19 protein-coding genes and 1 other annotated feature are annotated in these 17,289 nt (G+C 37.2%); of the genes, 12 read left to right on the forward strand and 7 right to left on the reverse strand.

What is annotated here, in order from left to right:
- The first annotated feature begins 55 nt into the window (after positions 1 to 55).
- Complete coding sequence (locus tag BLR79_RS06245) at positions 56 to 604, forward strand: helix-turn-helix domain-containing protein (protein ID WP_092085926.1); 549 nt, start codon at positions 56 to 58, stop codon at positions 602 to 604.
- Positions 541 to 1,467 carry an IS3 family transposase gene (locus BLR79_RS06250; protein WP_327020428.1) on the forward strand — a complete coding sequence of 309 codons (927 nt, stop codon included), beginning with the start codon at positions 541 to 543 and terminating at the stop codon, positions 1,465 to 1,467. The genes BLR79_RS06245 and BLR79_RS06250 overlap by 64 nt, the downstream gene beginning before the upstream one ends.
- 264 nt (positions 1,468 to 1,731) lie before the next feature.
- Here the strand turns inward: BLR79_RS06250 and BLR79_RS09395 are convergent, their stop codons facing one another.
- Positions 1,732 to 2,049, reverse strand: a complete 318-nt coding sequence (locus BLR79_RS09395) for a tyrosine-protein phosphatase (protein WP_092085930.1) — start codon at positions 2,047 to 2,049, stop codon at positions 1,732 to 1,734.
- Between the two features lie 63 nt (positions 2,050 to 2,112).
- Between BLR79_RS09395 and BLR79_RS06260 the strand changes: the two genes are divergently transcribed.
- The 8 genes from BLR79_RS06260 (at position 2,113) to BLR79_RS06295 (ending at position 7,856) form a co-directional block, all read left to right on the forward strand.
- Positions 2,113 to 2,967, forward strand: coding sequence for an HNH endonuclease (locus BLR79_RS06260; RefSeq protein ID WP_092085932.1), 855 nt, complete (start codon positions 2,113 to 2,115; stop codon positions 2,965 to 2,967).
- A gap of 123 nt (positions 2,968 to 3,090) precedes the next feature.
- A complete protein-coding gene (locus BLR79_RS06265; protein ID WP_092085934.1) occupies positions 3,091 to 3,648 on the forward strand; it encodes an SWIM zinc finger family protein in 558 nt (185 codons plus the stop codon).
- Positions 3,649 to 3,858: 210 nt separating this feature from the next.
- Positions 3,859 to 4,275, forward strand: a complete 417-nt coding sequence (locus BLR79_RS06270; protein WP_092085936.1) for an SRA domain-containing endonuclease — start codon at positions 3,859 to 3,861, stop codon at positions 4,273 to 4,275.
- A 13-nt stretch (positions 4,276 to 4,288) separates the two neighbouring features.
- Positions 4,289 to 4,639: a DUF2200 domain-containing protein gene (locus BLR79_RS06275; protein ID WP_092085938.1), complete on the forward strand. Its 351-nt coding sequence runs from the start codon at positions 4,289 to 4,291 to the stop codon at positions 4,637 to 4,639.
- 23 nt (positions 4,640 to 4,662) lie between these two features.
- Positions 4,663 to 5,340: a Crp/Fnr family transcriptional regulator gene (locus tag BLR79_RS06280; protein WP_092085940.1), complete on the forward strand. Its 678-nt coding sequence runs from the start codon at positions 4,663 to 4,665 to the stop codon at positions 5,338 to 5,340.
- Between the two features lie 152 nt (positions 5,341 to 5,492).
- The gene (locus BLR79_RS06285) at positions 5,493 to 5,762 is read left to right on the forward strand and encodes a hypothetical protein (protein WP_092085942.1); all 270 of its coding nucleotides are present in this window, start codon (positions 5,493 to 5,495) and stop codon (positions 5,760 to 5,762) included.
- Positions 5,763 to 5,771: 9 nt separating this feature from the next.
- Complete coding sequence (locus BLR79_RS06290; RefSeq protein WP_092085944.1) at positions 5,772 to 7,619, forward strand: heavy metal translocating P-type ATPase; 1,848 nt, start codon at positions 5,772 to 5,774, stop codon at positions 7,617 to 7,619.
- A 12-nt stretch (positions 7,620 to 7,631) separates the two neighbouring features.
- The gene (locus tag BLR79_RS06295) at positions 7,632 to 7,856 is read left to right on the forward strand and encodes a heavy-metal-associated domain-containing protein (RefSeq protein WP_092085946.1); all 225 of its coding nucleotides are present in this window, start codon (positions 7,632 to 7,634) and stop codon (positions 7,854 to 7,856) included.
- A gap of 51 nt (positions 7,857 to 7,907) precedes the next feature.
- Here BLR79_RS06295 and BLR79_RS06300 read toward each other — a convergent pair whose 3' ends face one another.
- The 6 genes from BLR79_RS06300 to BLR79_RS06325 all read right to left on the reverse strand — a co-directional run bounded on the left by BLR79_RS06300 (position 7,908) and on the right by BLR79_RS06325 (position 15,840).
- Entirely contained in the window at positions 7,908 to 9,026 is a 1,119-nt protein-coding gene (locus BLR79_RS06300; RefSeq protein ID WP_092085948.1) for a pyridoxal phosphate-dependent aminotransferase, read from the reverse strand.
- Between the two features lie 74 nt (positions 9,027 to 9,100).
- Positions 9,101 to 10,423: an argininosuccinate lyase gene (gene argH, locus BLR79_RS06305; RefSeq protein WP_092085950.1), complete on the reverse strand. Its 1,323-nt coding sequence runs from the start codon at positions 10,421 to 10,423 to the stop codon at positions 9,101 to 9,103.
- 2 nt (positions 10,424 to 10,425) lie between these two features.
- Positions 10,426 to 11,628 (reverse strand): argininosuccinate synthase, encoded by a 1,203-nt coding sequence (locus BLR79_RS06310; protein ID WP_092085952.1) that lies wholly within the window; start codon positions 11,626 to 11,628, stop codon positions 10,426 to 10,428.
- Between the two features lie 61 nt (positions 11,629 to 11,689).
- Positions 11,690 to 11,906 (reverse strand) — a binding site (T-box leader).
- 121 nt (positions 11,907 to 12,027) lie between these two features.
- A complete protein-coding gene (locus BLR79_RS06315; RefSeq protein WP_092085954.1) occupies positions 12,028 to 13,383 on the reverse strand; it encodes a PFL family protein in 1,356 nt (451 codons plus the stop codon).
- Between the two features lie 9 nt (positions 13,384 to 13,392).
- Entirely contained in the window at positions 13,393 to 13,662 is a 270-nt protein-coding gene (locus BLR79_RS06320; protein ID WP_092085956.1) for an ACT domain-containing protein, read from the reverse strand.
- A gap of 168 nt (positions 13,663 to 13,830) precedes the next feature.
- Positions 13,831 to 15,840 (reverse strand): heavy metal translocating P-type ATPase, encoded by a 2,010-nt coding sequence (locus BLR79_RS06325; RefSeq protein WP_407643815.1) that lies wholly within the window; start codon positions 15,838 to 15,840, stop codon positions 13,831 to 13,833.
- 171 nt (positions 15,841 to 16,011) lie between these two features.
- Between BLR79_RS06325 and BLR79_RS06330 the strand changes: the two genes are divergently transcribed.
- Both BLR79_RS06330 and BLR79_RS06335 read left to right on the forward strand, forming a co-directional pair.
- Positions 16,012 to 16,287 (forward strand): autorepressor SdpR family transcription factor, encoded by a 276-nt coding sequence (locus tag BLR79_RS06330; RefSeq protein WP_092085962.1) that lies wholly within the window; start codon positions 16,012 to 16,014, stop codon positions 16,285 to 16,287.
- Positions 16,280 to 16,924: an SdpI family protein gene (locus BLR79_RS06335; RefSeq protein WP_092085960.1), complete on the forward strand. Its 645-nt coding sequence runs from the start codon at positions 16,280 to 16,282 to the stop codon at positions 16,922 to 16,924. Before BLR79_RS06330 ends, BLR79_RS06335 begins: the two co-directional genes overlap by 8 nt.
- The last annotated feature ends 365 nt before the right edge of the window (positions 16,925 to 17,289 follow it).

Genomic DNA, 17,289 nt, shown 5'->3' on the forward strand with positions numbered 1-17,289 from the left:
TGAGGTGACCCCCGAAAGTTAGAGTTAAAAATCTAACTTTACGGGGGTCATTTTTGTGTCACAAAAGTATTCATATGAATTCAAATTAAAGGTTGTCGAAGAGTATCTAAATGGGACATTAGGTTGCACATTACTCGCTAAGAAACATCATATTTCAACGACAAGTTTGATTGAAAAATGGGTTAACCAATTCAAAACCAATGGGAAAGAAGGCCTTAAAACAAAACGACGAAATGCAATCTATCCTTTAAATTTTAAGTTAAATGTTTTAAGATTTAAGCAAGACACGGGTGCGTCCTATATAGACACAGCGAATGCTTTTGGTATAAGTGAGCCATCCATCATAGCCAACTGGCATCGTCAATACGAAAGGTTTGGCATCCAAGGTCTGAATAAACCGCAAGGGAGACCGCCAAAAATGCCTAAATCGAATCCGAATCAAGATAATAATAAAACGGTTCACGATAACAATCATGACGAAATGAAGCAAGAGAACGAATTGTTAAAGAAAGAAAATGAGTATTTAAGGATTGAATTAGAATACTTAAAAAAGTTAAAAGCGCTGGGCTTAGAAGACCCACGCGCAAACAACAAACAGACATAGTCTATGACTTAACCCAAATAGGCTTTAAACTCAAAGATGTCTTATATGTGACAGAATTACCAGAATCAACTTACCACTATCATATCGCGAAGAAAACCAAACCTCATAAAGATAAAGAGCTTGAAGACCTTATCCAAGCTATCTTTGAGGAACATAAAGAGCGATATGGCTATCGACGCATTACAATTGAATTAAGAGCCAGAGGCTATAAAGTCAATCATAAACGCGTTCTTCGTATTATGAGACAATTAGGGCTACAGTGTCTAAAGTTTACGAATCGATCTCGTCGATACAATTCTTACAAAGGACCTGTCGGTAAAGTCGCTAAAAACAAAATAAATCGTCGGTTTATGACACCTCATCCATTACAAAAACTTGTTACAGACATTACCGAATTCAAATGTCTGAATGATGAAAAGTTATATTTAAGTCCTATTATGGATTTATATAATCAAGAGATTATAGCTTGGGAGATTTCCAATCGGCCTACATTAGATATAGCGATAGAACCGTTGAAAACGGCTCTCTCAGTCATTAAAAATAATGCCACTTATCGAACAACTCTACATAGCGATCAAGGTTGGCATTATCAACATCATAAGTGGGTAAAGACTTTGAAACAACACGGTATCTTTCAAAGTATGTCTCGGAAAGGGACTTGTCTTGATAACTCTCCGATGGAGAATTTCTTTGGCATATTGAAACAGGAGATGTATTATGGAGAAAAATTACTCACATATACTGAGCTAAAACAACGAATGGAAGACTACATTTATTACTATAACCATGATCGCATTAAACAAAAATTGAGTGGCTTATCTCCGGTTGAATACCGAAAACAAGACACTCAATTGTCTGCTTAATATTTAATTGAATAAACTCCAACTTTTGGGGTTCACTACAGGGTCTTCCTTTTTAATTTGTAGATTAAGTTAGAAAGTTAATTTCGTAAATATTAATCAGGAAACTCGCTAAGTGACCCTCTATGAGTTTGTGGCGGTCAATATCCGGCCTAATAATTAAAGGGTTAATTCGAGTATTTCTCGAAAGAAACGCAATTATTATGTAGATGCTGATGGGCGACTTTAATGTTCTCAAGGTTCGAACCCAAAGTGTTCATGGGTATCTTAGATAGATTTTTTGTTAGAGCTAAAGGTTAGATTAGTAAAACTCACTTTATAGTTGGTAATAATATCTTGTAAAGATAAACCTACAATATCTAATAGTAGCATAGTGGCAATTCTAGTTCGACCCTTACAACCAGCACAATGGAAAAGGACAGTCTCATCCGCTTTCTTTTGTGCAATATCATCTAAGACTTCAATGGAAAGTGAACTTATGCTTTCAACTTTAAGTAGCTTTGTAGAAAATGAATCAGTGTCACTTTCCGAGAACAGTCGAGATGTTTCCACAGACGACCATTTCACCAAAAATCGTAAACACATCAATTCTATCAACTCATCCCATGTGGAGTGTGTGGTGTTGATGACTAGAAATGAGGAGTTATAATGGATAAGAAAATAAAAGACTTAGAAATAAATAGTGTCTATTCGAATTTAGATGTTGTAGAAGCTTTCGGCTGCGCCCCTCAAGGCGGAATGAGACGATCTCATAAAACAGGAACTCTTGTTTTGATTTCGAACAATACAGGTAAAAGCATTTATAAAAACAAATGGATCAATAACCAGCTACACTATACCGGAATGGGACAGCAAGGAGATCAATCTTTAGATTACCGCCAAAATAAAACGCTAAATCAATTAGATACTAATGGTGTTAAAGCTTATCTTTTTGAAGTTTTTAAAGAAAGAGAATATACATTTGCCGGTGAGGTAATCTTAGCAGGAGAACCTTATTCGGAGCTTGAAACGGATTCAAATGGCGATATGCGCAAGGTTTATAAGTTTCCACTAGAAATATTGAGTAATTCATACATCGTTCCGGAAGAACTGGTTGCAGCAGCGGATAAAAAAGTAGAGTATCAACTGCACAATGAATCCGATGAAAATATTATGATGATAGCAGAGCAGCAAAGTGAATATAACGTTGGAAAAACTTTAAAAAGAGAGGTCATCGCTACAAGATATGAAAGAAATCCCGCTATAAAAGAATATGCTTTGCGATTAGCTAAGGGAATTTGTCAATTATGTGATAGGAAAGCACCTTTTAAAAACAAAGAAGTTCCTTTCCTTGAAGTACATCATATTGAATATTTATCTGAAGGCGGCGATGACACCATTGAAAATACAATCGCTGTGTGTCCAAACTGTCATCGAAAATTACATGTGTTAGAGTTGCCAGAAGATAAAGCTAAACTATTAAAAAGAGTTGCTGAAAGAAAATCGAACTATAACAGAGAATAAAATTTCAGTCAAAAATAAGTAGAAAGTTGTATGATGAAGTTAAAGGTCGCTCAAATGACACAGAACAAAGTACCGTTTTTAGTAAAATCCATTGATAGGATTTGAACAGATGGAGGAAAGGCGATGAGTATTTGGGAAGAGTTGAAGGTCGTTCACTTAGCAAGTAGTGCATCATTTTATAGAGGAATGACCTATCATCAAAATAAGGCAGTAATCACAGGAACGGATCGTGGTGATGGTATGTATGAAGGGGAAGTCAAAAGCTCTTTAGATAATGTGTATCAAGTGGTTATTGATATTCATCATCCTAGAAAATCCCCGTGCACTTGTCCGTTTGCTAAAGGCAGAAGAGTCATTTGTAAGCATATGGTTGCTTTATATTTCTTTAATTTCCCTGAACAAGCGGAGGCCATCCTTGCAGAGTGGGAGGCGGAGGAGCGTGCGGAAAAAGAAGCTTATAATAGCTGGAAAACTGAATATCAAAAACAGCAGCAGATGGAGATTGAAATTACTACCACTTATGTCAATAGTCTAAGTGTCCAGCAGGTTAGACAAAAATTAATAGATGCCCTTGTGCAAGAATTTGATCGGAAATACCCACCTTATTATGATAATAGTTATGAATACGATTATGACAATGACTATGATTACGAAGATGACGACTACGAGGATGATTATTAAGATAGAAATGTCACTCTAAATAGTGCGTCAGTTGTAAGAGCTCTGTACATGTGCAACACTAAGAAAGTGTAAAGATCCGGTGTATAGTAAGATAATAGCTTTCCTTCGTTTTATATTCTATACTGAATACAAAATGGTTAGAAGATTGATGAGATAGACAACCCCAAGCATTGAATGGACTACCATTCGCTAAGAGAAAGGATCATCCAAATGACTCAAACAGTAAAAGATTTAAAAGTAGGAACTGTTTTAAACAATAAAGAAATTACCGAAATCTTTCGCTGTCAGTTTGAAGGTGGTATCCGTAAGTCTAAAACATTAAACTTGTTAGTCTTAGTTAATGACCCTAAGTACGGACTCTATGATAACCGTTGGGAAGGAGATACTCTTTATTTTACAGCCATCGGTCGTAAAGGGGACCAAACGCTTGATGCGCCGTGGCAAAATAGAGAACTAGCCCATTATAAAGATAATGGTCAATCTCTTTATTTGTTCGAAAAGCTAAAGCCAAGTCACTATGAATATAAAGGAGAGGTCGAAGTCGACGGTAAGCCTTTTAAAGAGACACAAAAAGATAGTGAAGGCGATAAGCGAACCGTCTATGTTTTCCCGATTAAATTAAAGTAAGCCAGGTGATTAAATGAGAAACGAAAAAGTATTTGCGATGCCCGTTGCTAAAGTGTATCCATTGTTAGTCGCAAAAGTTGAACGTAAAGGTCGTCAAAAAGAAGAAGTAGATGAGATTATTTATTGGTTAACGGGTTATAATGAAGCACAACTTCAAGAAGCGTTAGATCAAGAAATTAGTTACCGCGAGTTTTTTGAACGTGCTCCTCAAATGAATCCGAACTGTTCTAAAATTACCGGTGTCATTTGCGGAATTCGCGTAGAAGAAATTGAAGATCCACTAATGCAAAAGATTCGCTATTTAGATAAATTGGTGGATGAAGTCGCCAAAGGTAAATCTATGGATAAAGTTTTACGTAAATAGTCTTTTCAGTGAGGAGGAGCGTTATGCCAAAGCATGTCTGTGCCCACCTTGTTCCCATATTTAGTCACCTATCCGAAGATAACTTAACTAAAATTAATCATATTGTATCCCATACAACTTATAAAAAGGGCGACGTATTGTCATCGCCTTACGACAATATTGGTTTATTCATTATCGCCAAAGGTCATGCAAAAGAGTATCAAATTTCAGTAGCAGGTAGGGAGCAACTTCTACGAATCATTGGTCCTGGAGACGTTGTGGGCGAAGAAACTTTATTTTCTGATGAGTTGCCGACGACGTATGTTGAAGCTTTAACGTCAGTTTCAGTTTGTTTACTTAAAAAAGAAGACTTTAAAAAGATTCTTTTAGAAAATCCTTCAATTGCGCTAGAGTTATTAGGCGAATTTAATCGCCGTCTCCAAGCGACTCAAAAACAAACTGTCAGTATCGCAACGGAAAGTGTCAGCTCGCGCATCGCTTCTTTTTTATTAGATTTGGCTAGTGATGAAGCAACCAATACATTTCAGTTACCTTTTACAATGAAAGAATTAGCTAATTATTTAGCAACGAGCCCTGAAACTGTTTCTAGACGATTGAAAGAGATGGAAGAAGCAGGTTATATCAAGCGACAAGGGCGTCAAATTAAAGTGATTGATTTAGATGATTTTTCAGATTATGTATTCGATTTAAAAAATGAATAGTTATTGGAGACTTTAAGAGTAAAAATACTTTTAAAGTCTATTTTTTTACAAAAACTTGATCTAGGTCAAGTTAATTCAACGAACTCTTTCCTATAATAATCATTGAAGACAGGAGGGAAACATCCTGCATAACTTAAAAGGAGGTTATTATTATGGTAAAGAGAAATAAGTTAATGGAAAAGTTAGGCTTTCTAGCTCCGGTGGTCGAAAAAGTACACGGTGCCAATCATCCCGAACTTCACGAAGTGAATCAATTAGCCCAAAGTCTTCAAGAAAAGTATGAAGACGGAAAATTTGACGAAGCAACTCAAATTTTTCAATTCCTTCAACGAGTGACTGATTATTATACTTTACCTGAAGATGCTTGCGAAGGTTACACTGAACTTTACACAACGTTAAAATTATTAGATGAAAGTCGCTAGGTGAGGATCATGCAACGATTTTTATTCGAAAACAAACAAAAAATTACATTAATCAGCGGAGTATTAATTATTATCGCTCTGTTCAATCATTGGTTTATTGGCTTAAATAATGTGACTGAAATCAGCTTTATTATCGCTTCTATTATTGGTGTTTTACCGATCGCTTTTCAAGCGTGGGGTGCGTTAAAAGTAAAAGTCATTAGTATTGATCTACTTGTTACCATCGCAGTGATCGGGGCTTTTATTATTCAAAACTTTGAAGAATCAGCAATCGTGACGTTTCTTTTTCTATTCGGTTCTTATTTAGAACAACGTACATTAAATCATACGCGTTCTGCGATTAAAGAATTACTGGAAATGGCGCCTGAAAGTGCCTTAAAACTGATGGATGACGGCGAGTTTCATGAAGTGGACATTGATGAAGTGGAATTGAATGATACACTTCTTGTTAAAACAGGAGCCCGGATTCCGGTGGATGGAACTGTTTTAAATGGTGAAGGTCATATTAATGAAGCAAGTATTACTGGTGAACCTGATTTAATTAGTAAAGAAAAAGGGCGCGAAGTATTTGCAGGAACTATTTTAGAAAATGGGACGCTTCAAATTATTGCCGAAAAGGTCGGAGAAGATACGACCTTTGGGAAAATTATTGAATTAGTCGAAGAAGCCCAAGACTCAAAATCCGAAGCGGAACGCTTTATCGACTCGTTTGCAAAATATTACACACCGGCAGTCTTAGTGTTAGCGTTTCTTACATGGTTTTTTACTCGAAATGTTGAATTAGCTATTACCGTTCTAGTCTTAGGATGCCCAGGTGCGTTAGTAATTGGAATTCCTGTTTCTAACGTAGCAGGAATTGGTAATGGCGCGAAAAATGGAGTTCTTTTAAAAGGAAGTGAAGTCATTAAAGACTTTAGCCAAGCAGATACCATCATTTTCGATAAAACGGGTACTTTAACTATAGGTCAACCTGAAGTTTCAAAAGCTTTATTTTACGCAGAGGATAAAACAAACGTGATCGATTTACTTGTGAGTGTTGAAAAAGAATCTGACCATCCGTTAGCTAAAGCGATTGTTCAAAAATATAGTAACGCTAAAACCTTTAAAGTCGATAACACACACCTTATTAAAGGTGGCGGTGTCGTAGCTAAAGTTGAAGAACATCAAGTCGTTATTGGGAATATGACTTTGATGGAGCAAGAAGGCATTAAGATGACTTCAAGTCAACGTCAAGCCATTGATGAATTAATTCATCAAGGAAACTCCATTGTTTTAACTGGAATAGATGGTCATTTAGTGGCCGTTATGGGCATTAAAGATCAAATTCGTCCTCAAGCTAAAGAAGTAATTCAAGCCCTTAAAGACGACGGCGTCAAAAATTTAGTTATGTTATCTGGAGACAACCAACAAACCGTCGATCTTGTCAGCCAAGAATTAGGTTTAACAGAAGGTCATGGTGGTTTACTACCTAAACAAAAATCAGAGTATGTGCAACAATTAATTGATCAAGGACATACAGTGGCTTTTGTAGGTGATGGGGTCAATGATAGTCCATCCCTTGCTTTAGCTCAAGTGGGAATTGCGATGGGTGGAGGAACCGACGTGGCGATTGAGACGTCAGATGTGGTGTTGATGAATTCGAATATTCAACAACTCCCTTACGCAGTTGAATTAACAAAAGCAACTTCTCGCAATATGATTCAAAATATTATCATTGCGGTGGGAGTAGTTGGACTCTTACTTTATGGTTTATTGTTTGCCGATTGGGTCAATATGACTTTAGGTATGTTAGTTCATGAAGGAAGTATACTACTCGTTATTTTAAATGATATGAGATTATTGAAGTTTAGAAGTTAAAGGAGAATAACAATGAAAAAAGCAACCATTCAATTAGGAGACCTCGCCTGCCCATCTTGCGCTTTAAAAATTGAAGGCGCAGTAAAAGCGGTGAAAGGTGTAGACGATGATTCAGCAAAAGTGATGTTCAATGCCTCTAAAGTAAAATTGACCTTTAATGAAGAGGAAACATCTTTAGATGAAATTACTGCCGCGATTAAAAATGTAGGGCACGATGTATTAAGTGCTAAAGAATGATAAAAACAATCCACTATTGATGAGTGTCACATCAATGGTGGATTGTTTTGTTTAAATAAATTCTACAAAGTGGGAAGCTAATTCCTCTTCAACTAGTTGCAGTCGTTTTAGTAGCGGCTTAACATCTTTTGGGACACGTAACCGGACGTAGTGGCGGTCCAATCCTTCAAAATCTTCCCCGTTCGTTGTAATAATTCCGTGTTTAAGAAGGAGTTCAAATAAATGTACATTGCGGTCAGTGTATAATAAAACAATCGGCACACTTTCAAAAGTAGTTCCCCATTTTAAGACGTTTAATTCACTAAGTAATTTCTTTTTGTTTTCAGCAATCTTTTGACGAGACCGTTCTAAAAATTGGGTATCTTGTAACGCATAAGGGGCCAACTGGGCAGTGATTTCTGTTAAAGCCATTTCTGACGGCAACTTTTTAATGTAGGGGATAAAGTCTTTATGAACGATTGAATACCCGGCCCTTAAACCAGCAAGGCCAAACCCTTTAGATAATGAGCGAACAACAATAATGTTTGGATGATCTTCAATAAGCGAAGCAGCAGAATGAGATAAATCAATAAAATCACCATAAGCTTCATCAATAATAATCATCGTATTTTGCTTTTCCGCTAGATGAGCTAATTCTTTTAGTTCTTGTAGAGGAATCATTTGTCCAGTGGGATTATTAGGGTTATCTAAATAAATTACGGTATGATCTGGTTCGAGGCGTTCTTTTAATTGGTCTAAGTTTATTTTAAATTGATCCGTTTCGTTAAGAAAAACAGAATCAATCGTTGCACCCATGGCTTCCATATCTGCCGTAGCAGCAGTAAACGTAGGGGCAAGGCACAACACTTTAGAACCTGGATTAATAAGTAGCCGATTAAGGTTAATTAATACGGCTAATGATCCGTTATCTAATTGAATTTGTTCCGGCATTAAGTTAGCGACCCCAGATAAATAATTACAAATAGTTTGCTTTAAATCTACGTAAGGATAACTCGGGTATTCGCTAATGCCGTTAAAGGTACTGTTAAAGACATCTTTAGTGATTTGTGACGTAAAACCAAATGGGTTAATCCCCAGAGAACAGTTAATGGCGTCATCGGGAATAATATCATCACGTAAATAAGTCTTGTTCTCATAATTTATTAAACCTTGTCTAATTCTATACTCCATAAACTTACCCCTTTCTAACAAAAAATCGATTGTGCTAAGTATAACACAATCGATTTTGATTTGTAAGAAAAGACCTATTTTAACATCTCTTTTTTAATACCTTGTTGCATAATATAATCAGGCTCAAGAGATTGGTAGACTGAGTCTTCAATTTTTTCTTCAAATTGTTTCATTTCATCTAAAGTTAATTGATGAAGCTGTTTGTTTTGTTCGATAGCATACACAACCATTTGACCAACGATACTATGGGCGTCTCTAAATGGAATGCCTTGACGGACTAAATAGTCGGCTAATTCTGTCGCGTTTAAATATCCTTCATGAACAGTTTCGTTTAAACGATCTTCATGCACAATCAATTCACGAACGACTTCTGTCAAAATAGTGACACAAGCCATGGTTGTATCAAAAGCTTCAAAGTAAATGGCTTTATCTTCTTGCATGTCCTTATTGTAAGTTAAAGGCAAGCCTTTCATAATTGTATACATTGAGTTCATTAAACCAATGACTTTACCGGCTTTACCACGAATGAGTTCTAAAGCATCGGGGTTTTTCTTTTGAGGCATCATACTACTCCCCGTAGCAAAGTTATCAGAACATTCAACAAAAGCAAACTCTTGGCTTGAGTAAATAATAAATTCTTCCGCAAAGCGACTCATATGTACCATAATACTCGCAAAACATTGTAGTGCGTCTAAAATAAAGTCTCGGTTACTCACTGCATCTAATGTATTTCGTTGAACTTGCTTGAAACCTAATAAATCACTCGTTAATTGACGATCAATTGGGTAAGTGGTTCCTGCAAGAGCTCCAGCTCCTAATGGGTTTTCGTCTAATAGATCAATCGCGTCTTGAGCTTTTTGCCAGTCACGTTCGAACATCGCAACATAAGCGTCCAAAACATAACTAAAGGGAACAATTTGAGCACGTTGTAAATGGGTATAAGCGGGCATCAGTGCGTCTATTTGTTGACCTTTTTCGTTAAAACTTTGTTTCAACCCTTGAACGGCTTCTTGATAATCTTTTAAGCTTTTCTTGACGTAAAGTTTCATATCAACCGTGACTTGGTCATTACGGCTTCTGGCCGTATGAATTTTTTTACCGATATCGCCTAGTTTTTCGATCATTTTAGCTTCAACGAAGCTATGGATGTCTTCATAGTCGCCTGTTAAAAGATCAGGGTTTTCTTGAATGTCATCGCGCAACTCTTTTAGTGCGCCAATTAATTGGTCAGCTTCTTCTTGAAGTAAAATACCTGTTTGGCCAAGCATAGTGACATGAGCAATACTTCCCGTAATGTCTTCATACCATAGTCGCTTATCAATACCAAAAGACTCATTAAATTGTTGCATTAAGTCTGATGCAGACTCTTTAAACCGTCCACCCCATAGGTTCGCCATAATTAAATCAATCCTTTTTTGTTTTGAATTTTCGTTGGTAAAGTAACGACGTTAATGAATCCTTCTGCGTCGTGGTGATCGTATAAATCATCGGCACCAAAACCAGAGACATCCGCGTCGAATAATGCGTAATCACTTGTAACGCCGGCAGGTAAAATATTACCTTTGTAAAGCTTTAATTTCACTGATCCAGTGACTGTTTTTTGTGTAAAGTCGACGAAAGCTTGAATCGCTTTATTAGCCATTGAATACCAATGTCCTGTATAGACTAATTCAGCCCATTCGATGCCCATATGTTGTTTTAATTTAATGGTTTCTTTTGTTAACGTCAGACTTTCTAATCTTTCGTGAGCTGCGATTAATAAATCACATCCAGGTGTTTCGTAAATACCACGAGACTTCATACCGATGGTTCTATCTTCAATCCAGTCGAGAACACCGATACCGTGCTTACCGGCAATTTCATTTAATGTTGTGACTAATTCAACAGGAGAAAGAGTTTCACCGTTAACAGCTACTGGTTTACCTTCTTTAAAATCGATAGTGACGTATTCTGCTTCATCAGGAGTATTTTCCAATGGGTTAACCATGGCTAAAATGTTAGCGTAATCCACTTCGTTACCTGGTTCTTCAATGTCGCCACCTTCATGAGAGATATGCATTAAGTTTTCATCTTCTGAGTAGATTTTTTCTTTCGTTGATGTGACGGGTACGCCTTTAGCGTTTGCGTAGTCAATCGCATCTTCTCTCGATTTAATATCCCAAATTCTCCACGGCGCCACCACTTCCATGGTTGGATCAAAGGCCGCAATTCCCATTTCAAAACGAACTTGGTCATTTCCTTTACCGGTACAGCCGTGACAAATGGCAGTCGCACCTTCTTGGTGAGCAATTTTAACTAAGTATTTAGCGATTAAAGGACGTGCAAGGGCAGTTCCTAAAAGATAAGTCCCTTGGTATTTTAAGTTACCTTGAATGGCTGGGTAAATATATTCTTCTACGAACTCTTCAGCTACGTGAGGGCAGAAGAACTTTGATGCGCCAGAGGCTAACGCTTTTTCTTCGATGGCGTCCCAATCTTCTTCAATTCCAACATCCACACACACCGCAATAATATCGGCATCATAGTTTTCTTTTAACCATGGAATCGTAATACTCGTATCTAAACCACCTGAATAAGCTAATACAATTTTTTTCTTTGACATGTTAATCACCTTTCTTTTTTTAAAATTCATTTCAGCAATAAAAAAGTCCCTTGCCTTAACGGCAAGAGACGAAATTATTATCATTACGCGGTACCACTCTTATTGATTGTACAATGTACAATCCAACTTTAAAATAATAACGCTTCATTCGCGACATAAGCTATGACTTCACTTATGCATCTTCAAAGTGCGGTTCGGTAGATTACTTTTCAAGGCTTACACCGTCCCTTGATCGCTAAGAAAGTGAGTCTACTTACTCTCTTTTTCATTGATTTTTAATTATTTAATTAAGGCAATCATACAGAGTATCTGTTATCTTGTCAACCCGTTTCCGCAAAATAATTGAAATTATATTAAAACAAAATGACATCACTCATTATTCGTTTACTGTTAGTCAGATTAATTTTTAAAGGAATGGATCGGTGCTGGAATGCGTCCGCCACGGTTAATTAATCGACTGGAATCACTTTCGTGAACGGGCATAATCGGTGCACTTCCTAATAGGCCTCCAAAAACAGCTTCTTCGCCCACGTCTTTACCAATAACAGGAATTAATCGCGAAGCCGTCGTTTTGTTATTAATAATGCCTACCATTGCCTCATCAGCCATAATAGCAGAAATTGTTTCCGCAGGTGTATTTCCTGGAATTGCGACCATATCTAACCCAACGGAACAAACACAAGTCATTGCTTCAAGTTTGTCAATTGTAATTGTACCGACTCGGGCTGCTTCAATCATTCCTTCATCTTCACTGACAGGAATAAACGCGCCACTTAAGCCGCCGACATGGGTGGATGCCATGACACCACCTTTTTTGACCGCATCGTTTAGTAAAGCTAAAGCTGCTGTTGTTCCGTGTCCGCCCACTTGGCCTACACCAATTTCTTCAAGAATGCGTGCAACAGAGTCACTAATAGCTGGAGTAGGGGCAAGGGATAAATCAATAGTACCAAAAGGAACGTTAAGTTCTTTAGCCACGGTTGACCCGATTAATTCACCCATTCGAGTGATTTTAAAAGCGGTTTTTTGAATAACTTCTGCAATTGCATTAAAGTCTTTGTCGGGATGCTTTTCAAGGGCATCTTTTACTACTCCGGGACCACTGACTCCTACGTGCAAGACGACATCTTTTTCTCCGACACCGTGAAACGCTCCGGCCATAAATGGATTGTCCTCAACAGCATTCGCAAAGACAACTAATTTAGCACACCCAATCGAGTCAGCGTCCTTTGTTAATTCAGCCGTTTCGACAATAACCTCACCAAGTCGCTTTAAAGCATCCATATTCAGTCCGCTTTTAGTGTCTCCAACGTTCACTGAAGCACAGACTCGCTCAGTAGTCGATAGGGCATGAGGAATGGAATTAATAAGCGTTAGATCTGCAGGGCTTGTTCCTGACTGAGCTAGGGCAGAAAATCCACCAACAAAGTCAACACCCGTTTCTTTGGCTACTTTATCTAATACTTCAGCAAAAGGTGTATAATCTTCTAAATCTGTTGCCCCAGCAATTAAAGCAATGGGTGTGACAGAAAGTCGCTTGTTAATAATGGGTACGCCATACATTTCGCCAATGCGGTCAGCCGTTGCGACTAGGTCTTTAGCATAATGCATCATTTTGTTATAAATATTATCACAAGCTTTTTGATAATTAGCGTCAATACAATCCATTAAGTTGATGGCGAGAGTGACTGTACGAATGTCTAAGTTATTCTCGTCCAACATTTTAATGGTTTCAATAATATGTTGCTTATCCATGGAATCCTCCTAGACGTTATGCATTCGGTTAAAAAGATCTTCGTGTTGAACGCGGATCGTTAAACCTAATTCATCAGATAGACGGTCAAAATCTTCGACGATTTCGCTAAACGTTCCCGTCATTTGACTAATATTTACTAAAGTAATCATAGTAAAGTAACTATCCATCAAAGTTTGCGAAATATCTTCAATATTTAGTTGATGCTTAACACATAACTCACTCACTCGATGTACAATTCCAACTTGATCTGCCCCGATGACAGTAATCACTGCTTTCACGTTGACTCCTCCTAAAATTCAATCAATAAAATACATGAGTTTATTTTATAATTAAAATTTAATAAAAACAATGAAGTTACAGTAATTTGGAACTGTTCAACATATCATTGGTGAAAGTGGTGGAAATAAAAACCGATGTAGATTTTTTATCTAACATCGGTTTTTTCATTACTCTTTGTTTAATTTTAAGGCCATGGCATTGATCGCAACAATTACGGTTGATAGAGACATCAGAATCGCTCCAACAGCAGGAGAGAGACTAAAGCCAATCGGTGCTAGAAGTCCCGCAGCAAGTGGAATCGCAATAAAATTATATCCTGCGCCCCAGAGAAGGTTTTCTTTCATTTTGCGGGTTGTTTTTTGAGCAAGTTCAATAAAGGCTTCAATATCCCCGGGTTCAGACTGGGTTAAAATAACGTCAGCTGAGTCAATCGCAACTTGCGTACCCGCGCCAATCGCAATCCCTACGTCAGCTAAAGCTAGAGAAGGAGCATCATTAACGCCGTCACCAACCATAATGACTTCTTGTCCTTGCTTTTTAAGTTGCTCAACTAAACGATATTTATCTTCAGGAGATTGGTTGGCGTAATACTCAATATCTAACTCCTCAGCGACTGATTTAGCTGCCTCTTCGTTATCTCCTGTTGCCATAATGGGTTGAATACCACGATCTTTTAAAGACTGGATCAAGTGCTTACTTGTTTCTTTTAATGAATCACCTAAAGAAACTGCACCAATCGCTTGGTCGTCTTCTAGTAAAATGCTAACTGTAGCTCCCGTTGGCGGAGCAAAGTTTAATTCTTTACCATAACTTTTTTGGCTAATAAGTTGATAAAAGTGACCGTTATGTTTTCCTGTTAAGCCACTTCCTTTAATAATTTCAATGTCTTCAAAGTCAGCTGGGGTAACCTTTTGGTCTTGGCTATAGTTAACAATCGATTGAGCGATGGGGTGGCTTGAACCTGATTCTAATCCTGCTAAAAGTCTTAAAATGTCTTCTTCCGAGTGAGTTGAAAACCCATCAATTTGAAGCACTTTAAAATTTCCAGTTGTCAGTGTACCGGTTTTATCTAAAATAATCATATCTGCCTTAGCAGCTAATTCTAAAGCTTCACGGTCTTTAACAAGTAAGCCGTGGTTAGCACCTAAACTTGTACTTCGGGCAATGACTAAAGGAATTGCTAGGCCTAAAGCGTGAGGGCAAGCAATCACAAGAGTAGTAATCGCATAAGTTACAGCAGTGGATAGATCAGCTACGATCCACCAAAGGATAAACGCAATCACTGCAGCGCTCACAGCAATATAAAAAAGCCAACCTGAAACTTTATGAGCTAAGTTTTCCGCGTGAGACGGCTGATTTTGCGCAGAAGAGACTAGATCTTGGACTTGGGCGATAAATGACTGATCCCCTGTTTGGGTCACTTTAATATAAAGCGTTCCGTCTCCATTAGTTGAACCACTAATTACAGTATCTTTTTCTTCTTTAGCGACAGGTTTGGATTCTCCTGTTAAAAGAGCTTCGTTCACTTGAGAAGATCCGCGCAGAATCTCGCCATCAGCTGGAATATTTTCTCCGCCTTGAACTCGGACGATGTCGCCAATTTCTAGGTCAGCCACTGGTTTTTTCGTAAAAGAACCATCGTCTTGTTCGACGTCCGCTTCTTTAGGGATTAAAGCGGCCAATGATTCTCTAGCGTCTCCGGCTTCGCCAATGGCTTTCATTTCAATCCAATGACCTAAAAGCATAATAAGAATTAAAGACGCAAATTCAAAGAAAAAGTCCATCACATGGGTACCTGTTGTGTAACGAGCGGCCACAGCATAAATACTATATAGATAGGAAACGCCAATTCCCATCGTAACAAGCGCCATCATGCCAGGGGATTTTTGTTTGAATTCATCTAACGCTCCCGTATAAAAAGGTTTACCGCCATAAATAAGTAAGATAGTCGCTAAAATGGCTACAATAATATCAGAGTATTTAAACGTAAACTGAAATGGAAATTGAATCCCCATCATCGGCGATAAAATCATAATCGGAATAGCTAAGGGTAAAGATTTAATCAAAATCTCTTTAAAGTTTCCATGATGATGTCCGCCGTGATGATCATGTTGGTCGTGGATATGATTTTCATGATCATGGTGCGCGTGGTGTTGCATGTAACTCACTCCTTTTATTTTTGTTTACAAACGTAAACTTTAACTAATTCAAGAGTAACACCGATAAAAAATAAAGTCAACTAATAACTCTATTTAGAAAAATATCAAAATAGTCTTGTGAGAAAGGTTCATATAAGGTATAATCTATTTAGATAGAAATCGAAATGAAAAATAAAGGAGGGCTAGATGATGACTTTTGCTAAAACCTTTAAAGCATTAGCTGATCCGGAACGCCGTAAAATTTTAGAGTTACTCAAAAAAGGCGCCATGTCAGCTGGCGAAATTGCGTCTAACTTTAGTATTACCCAAGCTACAGTATCCTATCATTTGAAAGTATTAAAAGAAGCAGATTTAATTTTTGAAAAGAAAGATAAAAACTACATTTACTATCGGCTAAATGCTTCTGTGCTAGAAGAAATAATGTTATGGATTGCTAATTTAAAAGGAGTGAATGAAGATGTTTAAGGAAAACAAAAAGACGATTTTAATTACCGCTTTATTAACGGTTTTGCCTATAGTTTTTGGCCTTCTGTTATGGAATCAATTACCAGAACAAATGGCGACACACTTTAATGCAGATAATAAAGTAGATGGCTTTTCTAGCAAACTGTTTACTGTCGTTGGCTTACCTTTAATTATGCTTGGTGGACATATGTTAAGTGCATTAATGACTACTATCGACCCAAGAAGACGAAATATTAGTAATAAAATGTTCAGTTTAGTACTATGGCTCATGCCATTTATTTCAATTTTCACCTTAACGATGATTTATGCATATAACTTAGGAATACCGATCAATACTAATCTATTTGGTCATCTTTTAGTTGGACTAATCTTTCTTATTGTAGGAAACTATTTACCTAAAATTCGTCAAAACTATACGATTGGTATTAAATTGCCTTGGACAATGAATAATGAAGAAAACTGGAGTCGCACTCATCGTTTGGGTGGCGTGGTATGGATGATTGCAGGAGCTTTTATTTTACTAAGCGGTTTTATAACAAGCTTTAATGCAGAATGGACCTTACTGGGGGCTGTTTTAGTTGCTATCTTAGTTCCGACTATATATTCACTTTATTTACATGTTCAAAAAGGATTGTAAACATTGAACGTTTTAATGAGATGACTCATTGAAACGTTCTTTTTATTTGAATTGATCGCCTTTTTGCCCTGTGATAAGATAAGAAATAAACGTTAAAAGAAAGGAGAACGTATGGAGTTTAAAATGAAACGGACAGAGATATTAATAAAACTAATTCAACGCGCGTTACCTAAAGATAGCCACCTAGTCAAAATTTATACCGCAAAAAACAATCGTTTATTCTACTGTTTGTTAGGTTATCAATCAAATTATTTTAAAGTGTGATAGTGTCAAATTATTGTTGGTTTTCCTCTACCGTACTTTTATATTTCCCTGAACCCAGTTTCATGGATTCCATATTTTAACCAGCGCCTTTGGCACCGTGC

The organism is Dolosicoccus paucivorans, assembly GCF_900100125.1.
GTDB lineage: Bacteria > Bacillota > Bacilli > Lactobacillales > Aerococcaceae > Dolosicoccus > Dolosicoccus paucivorans.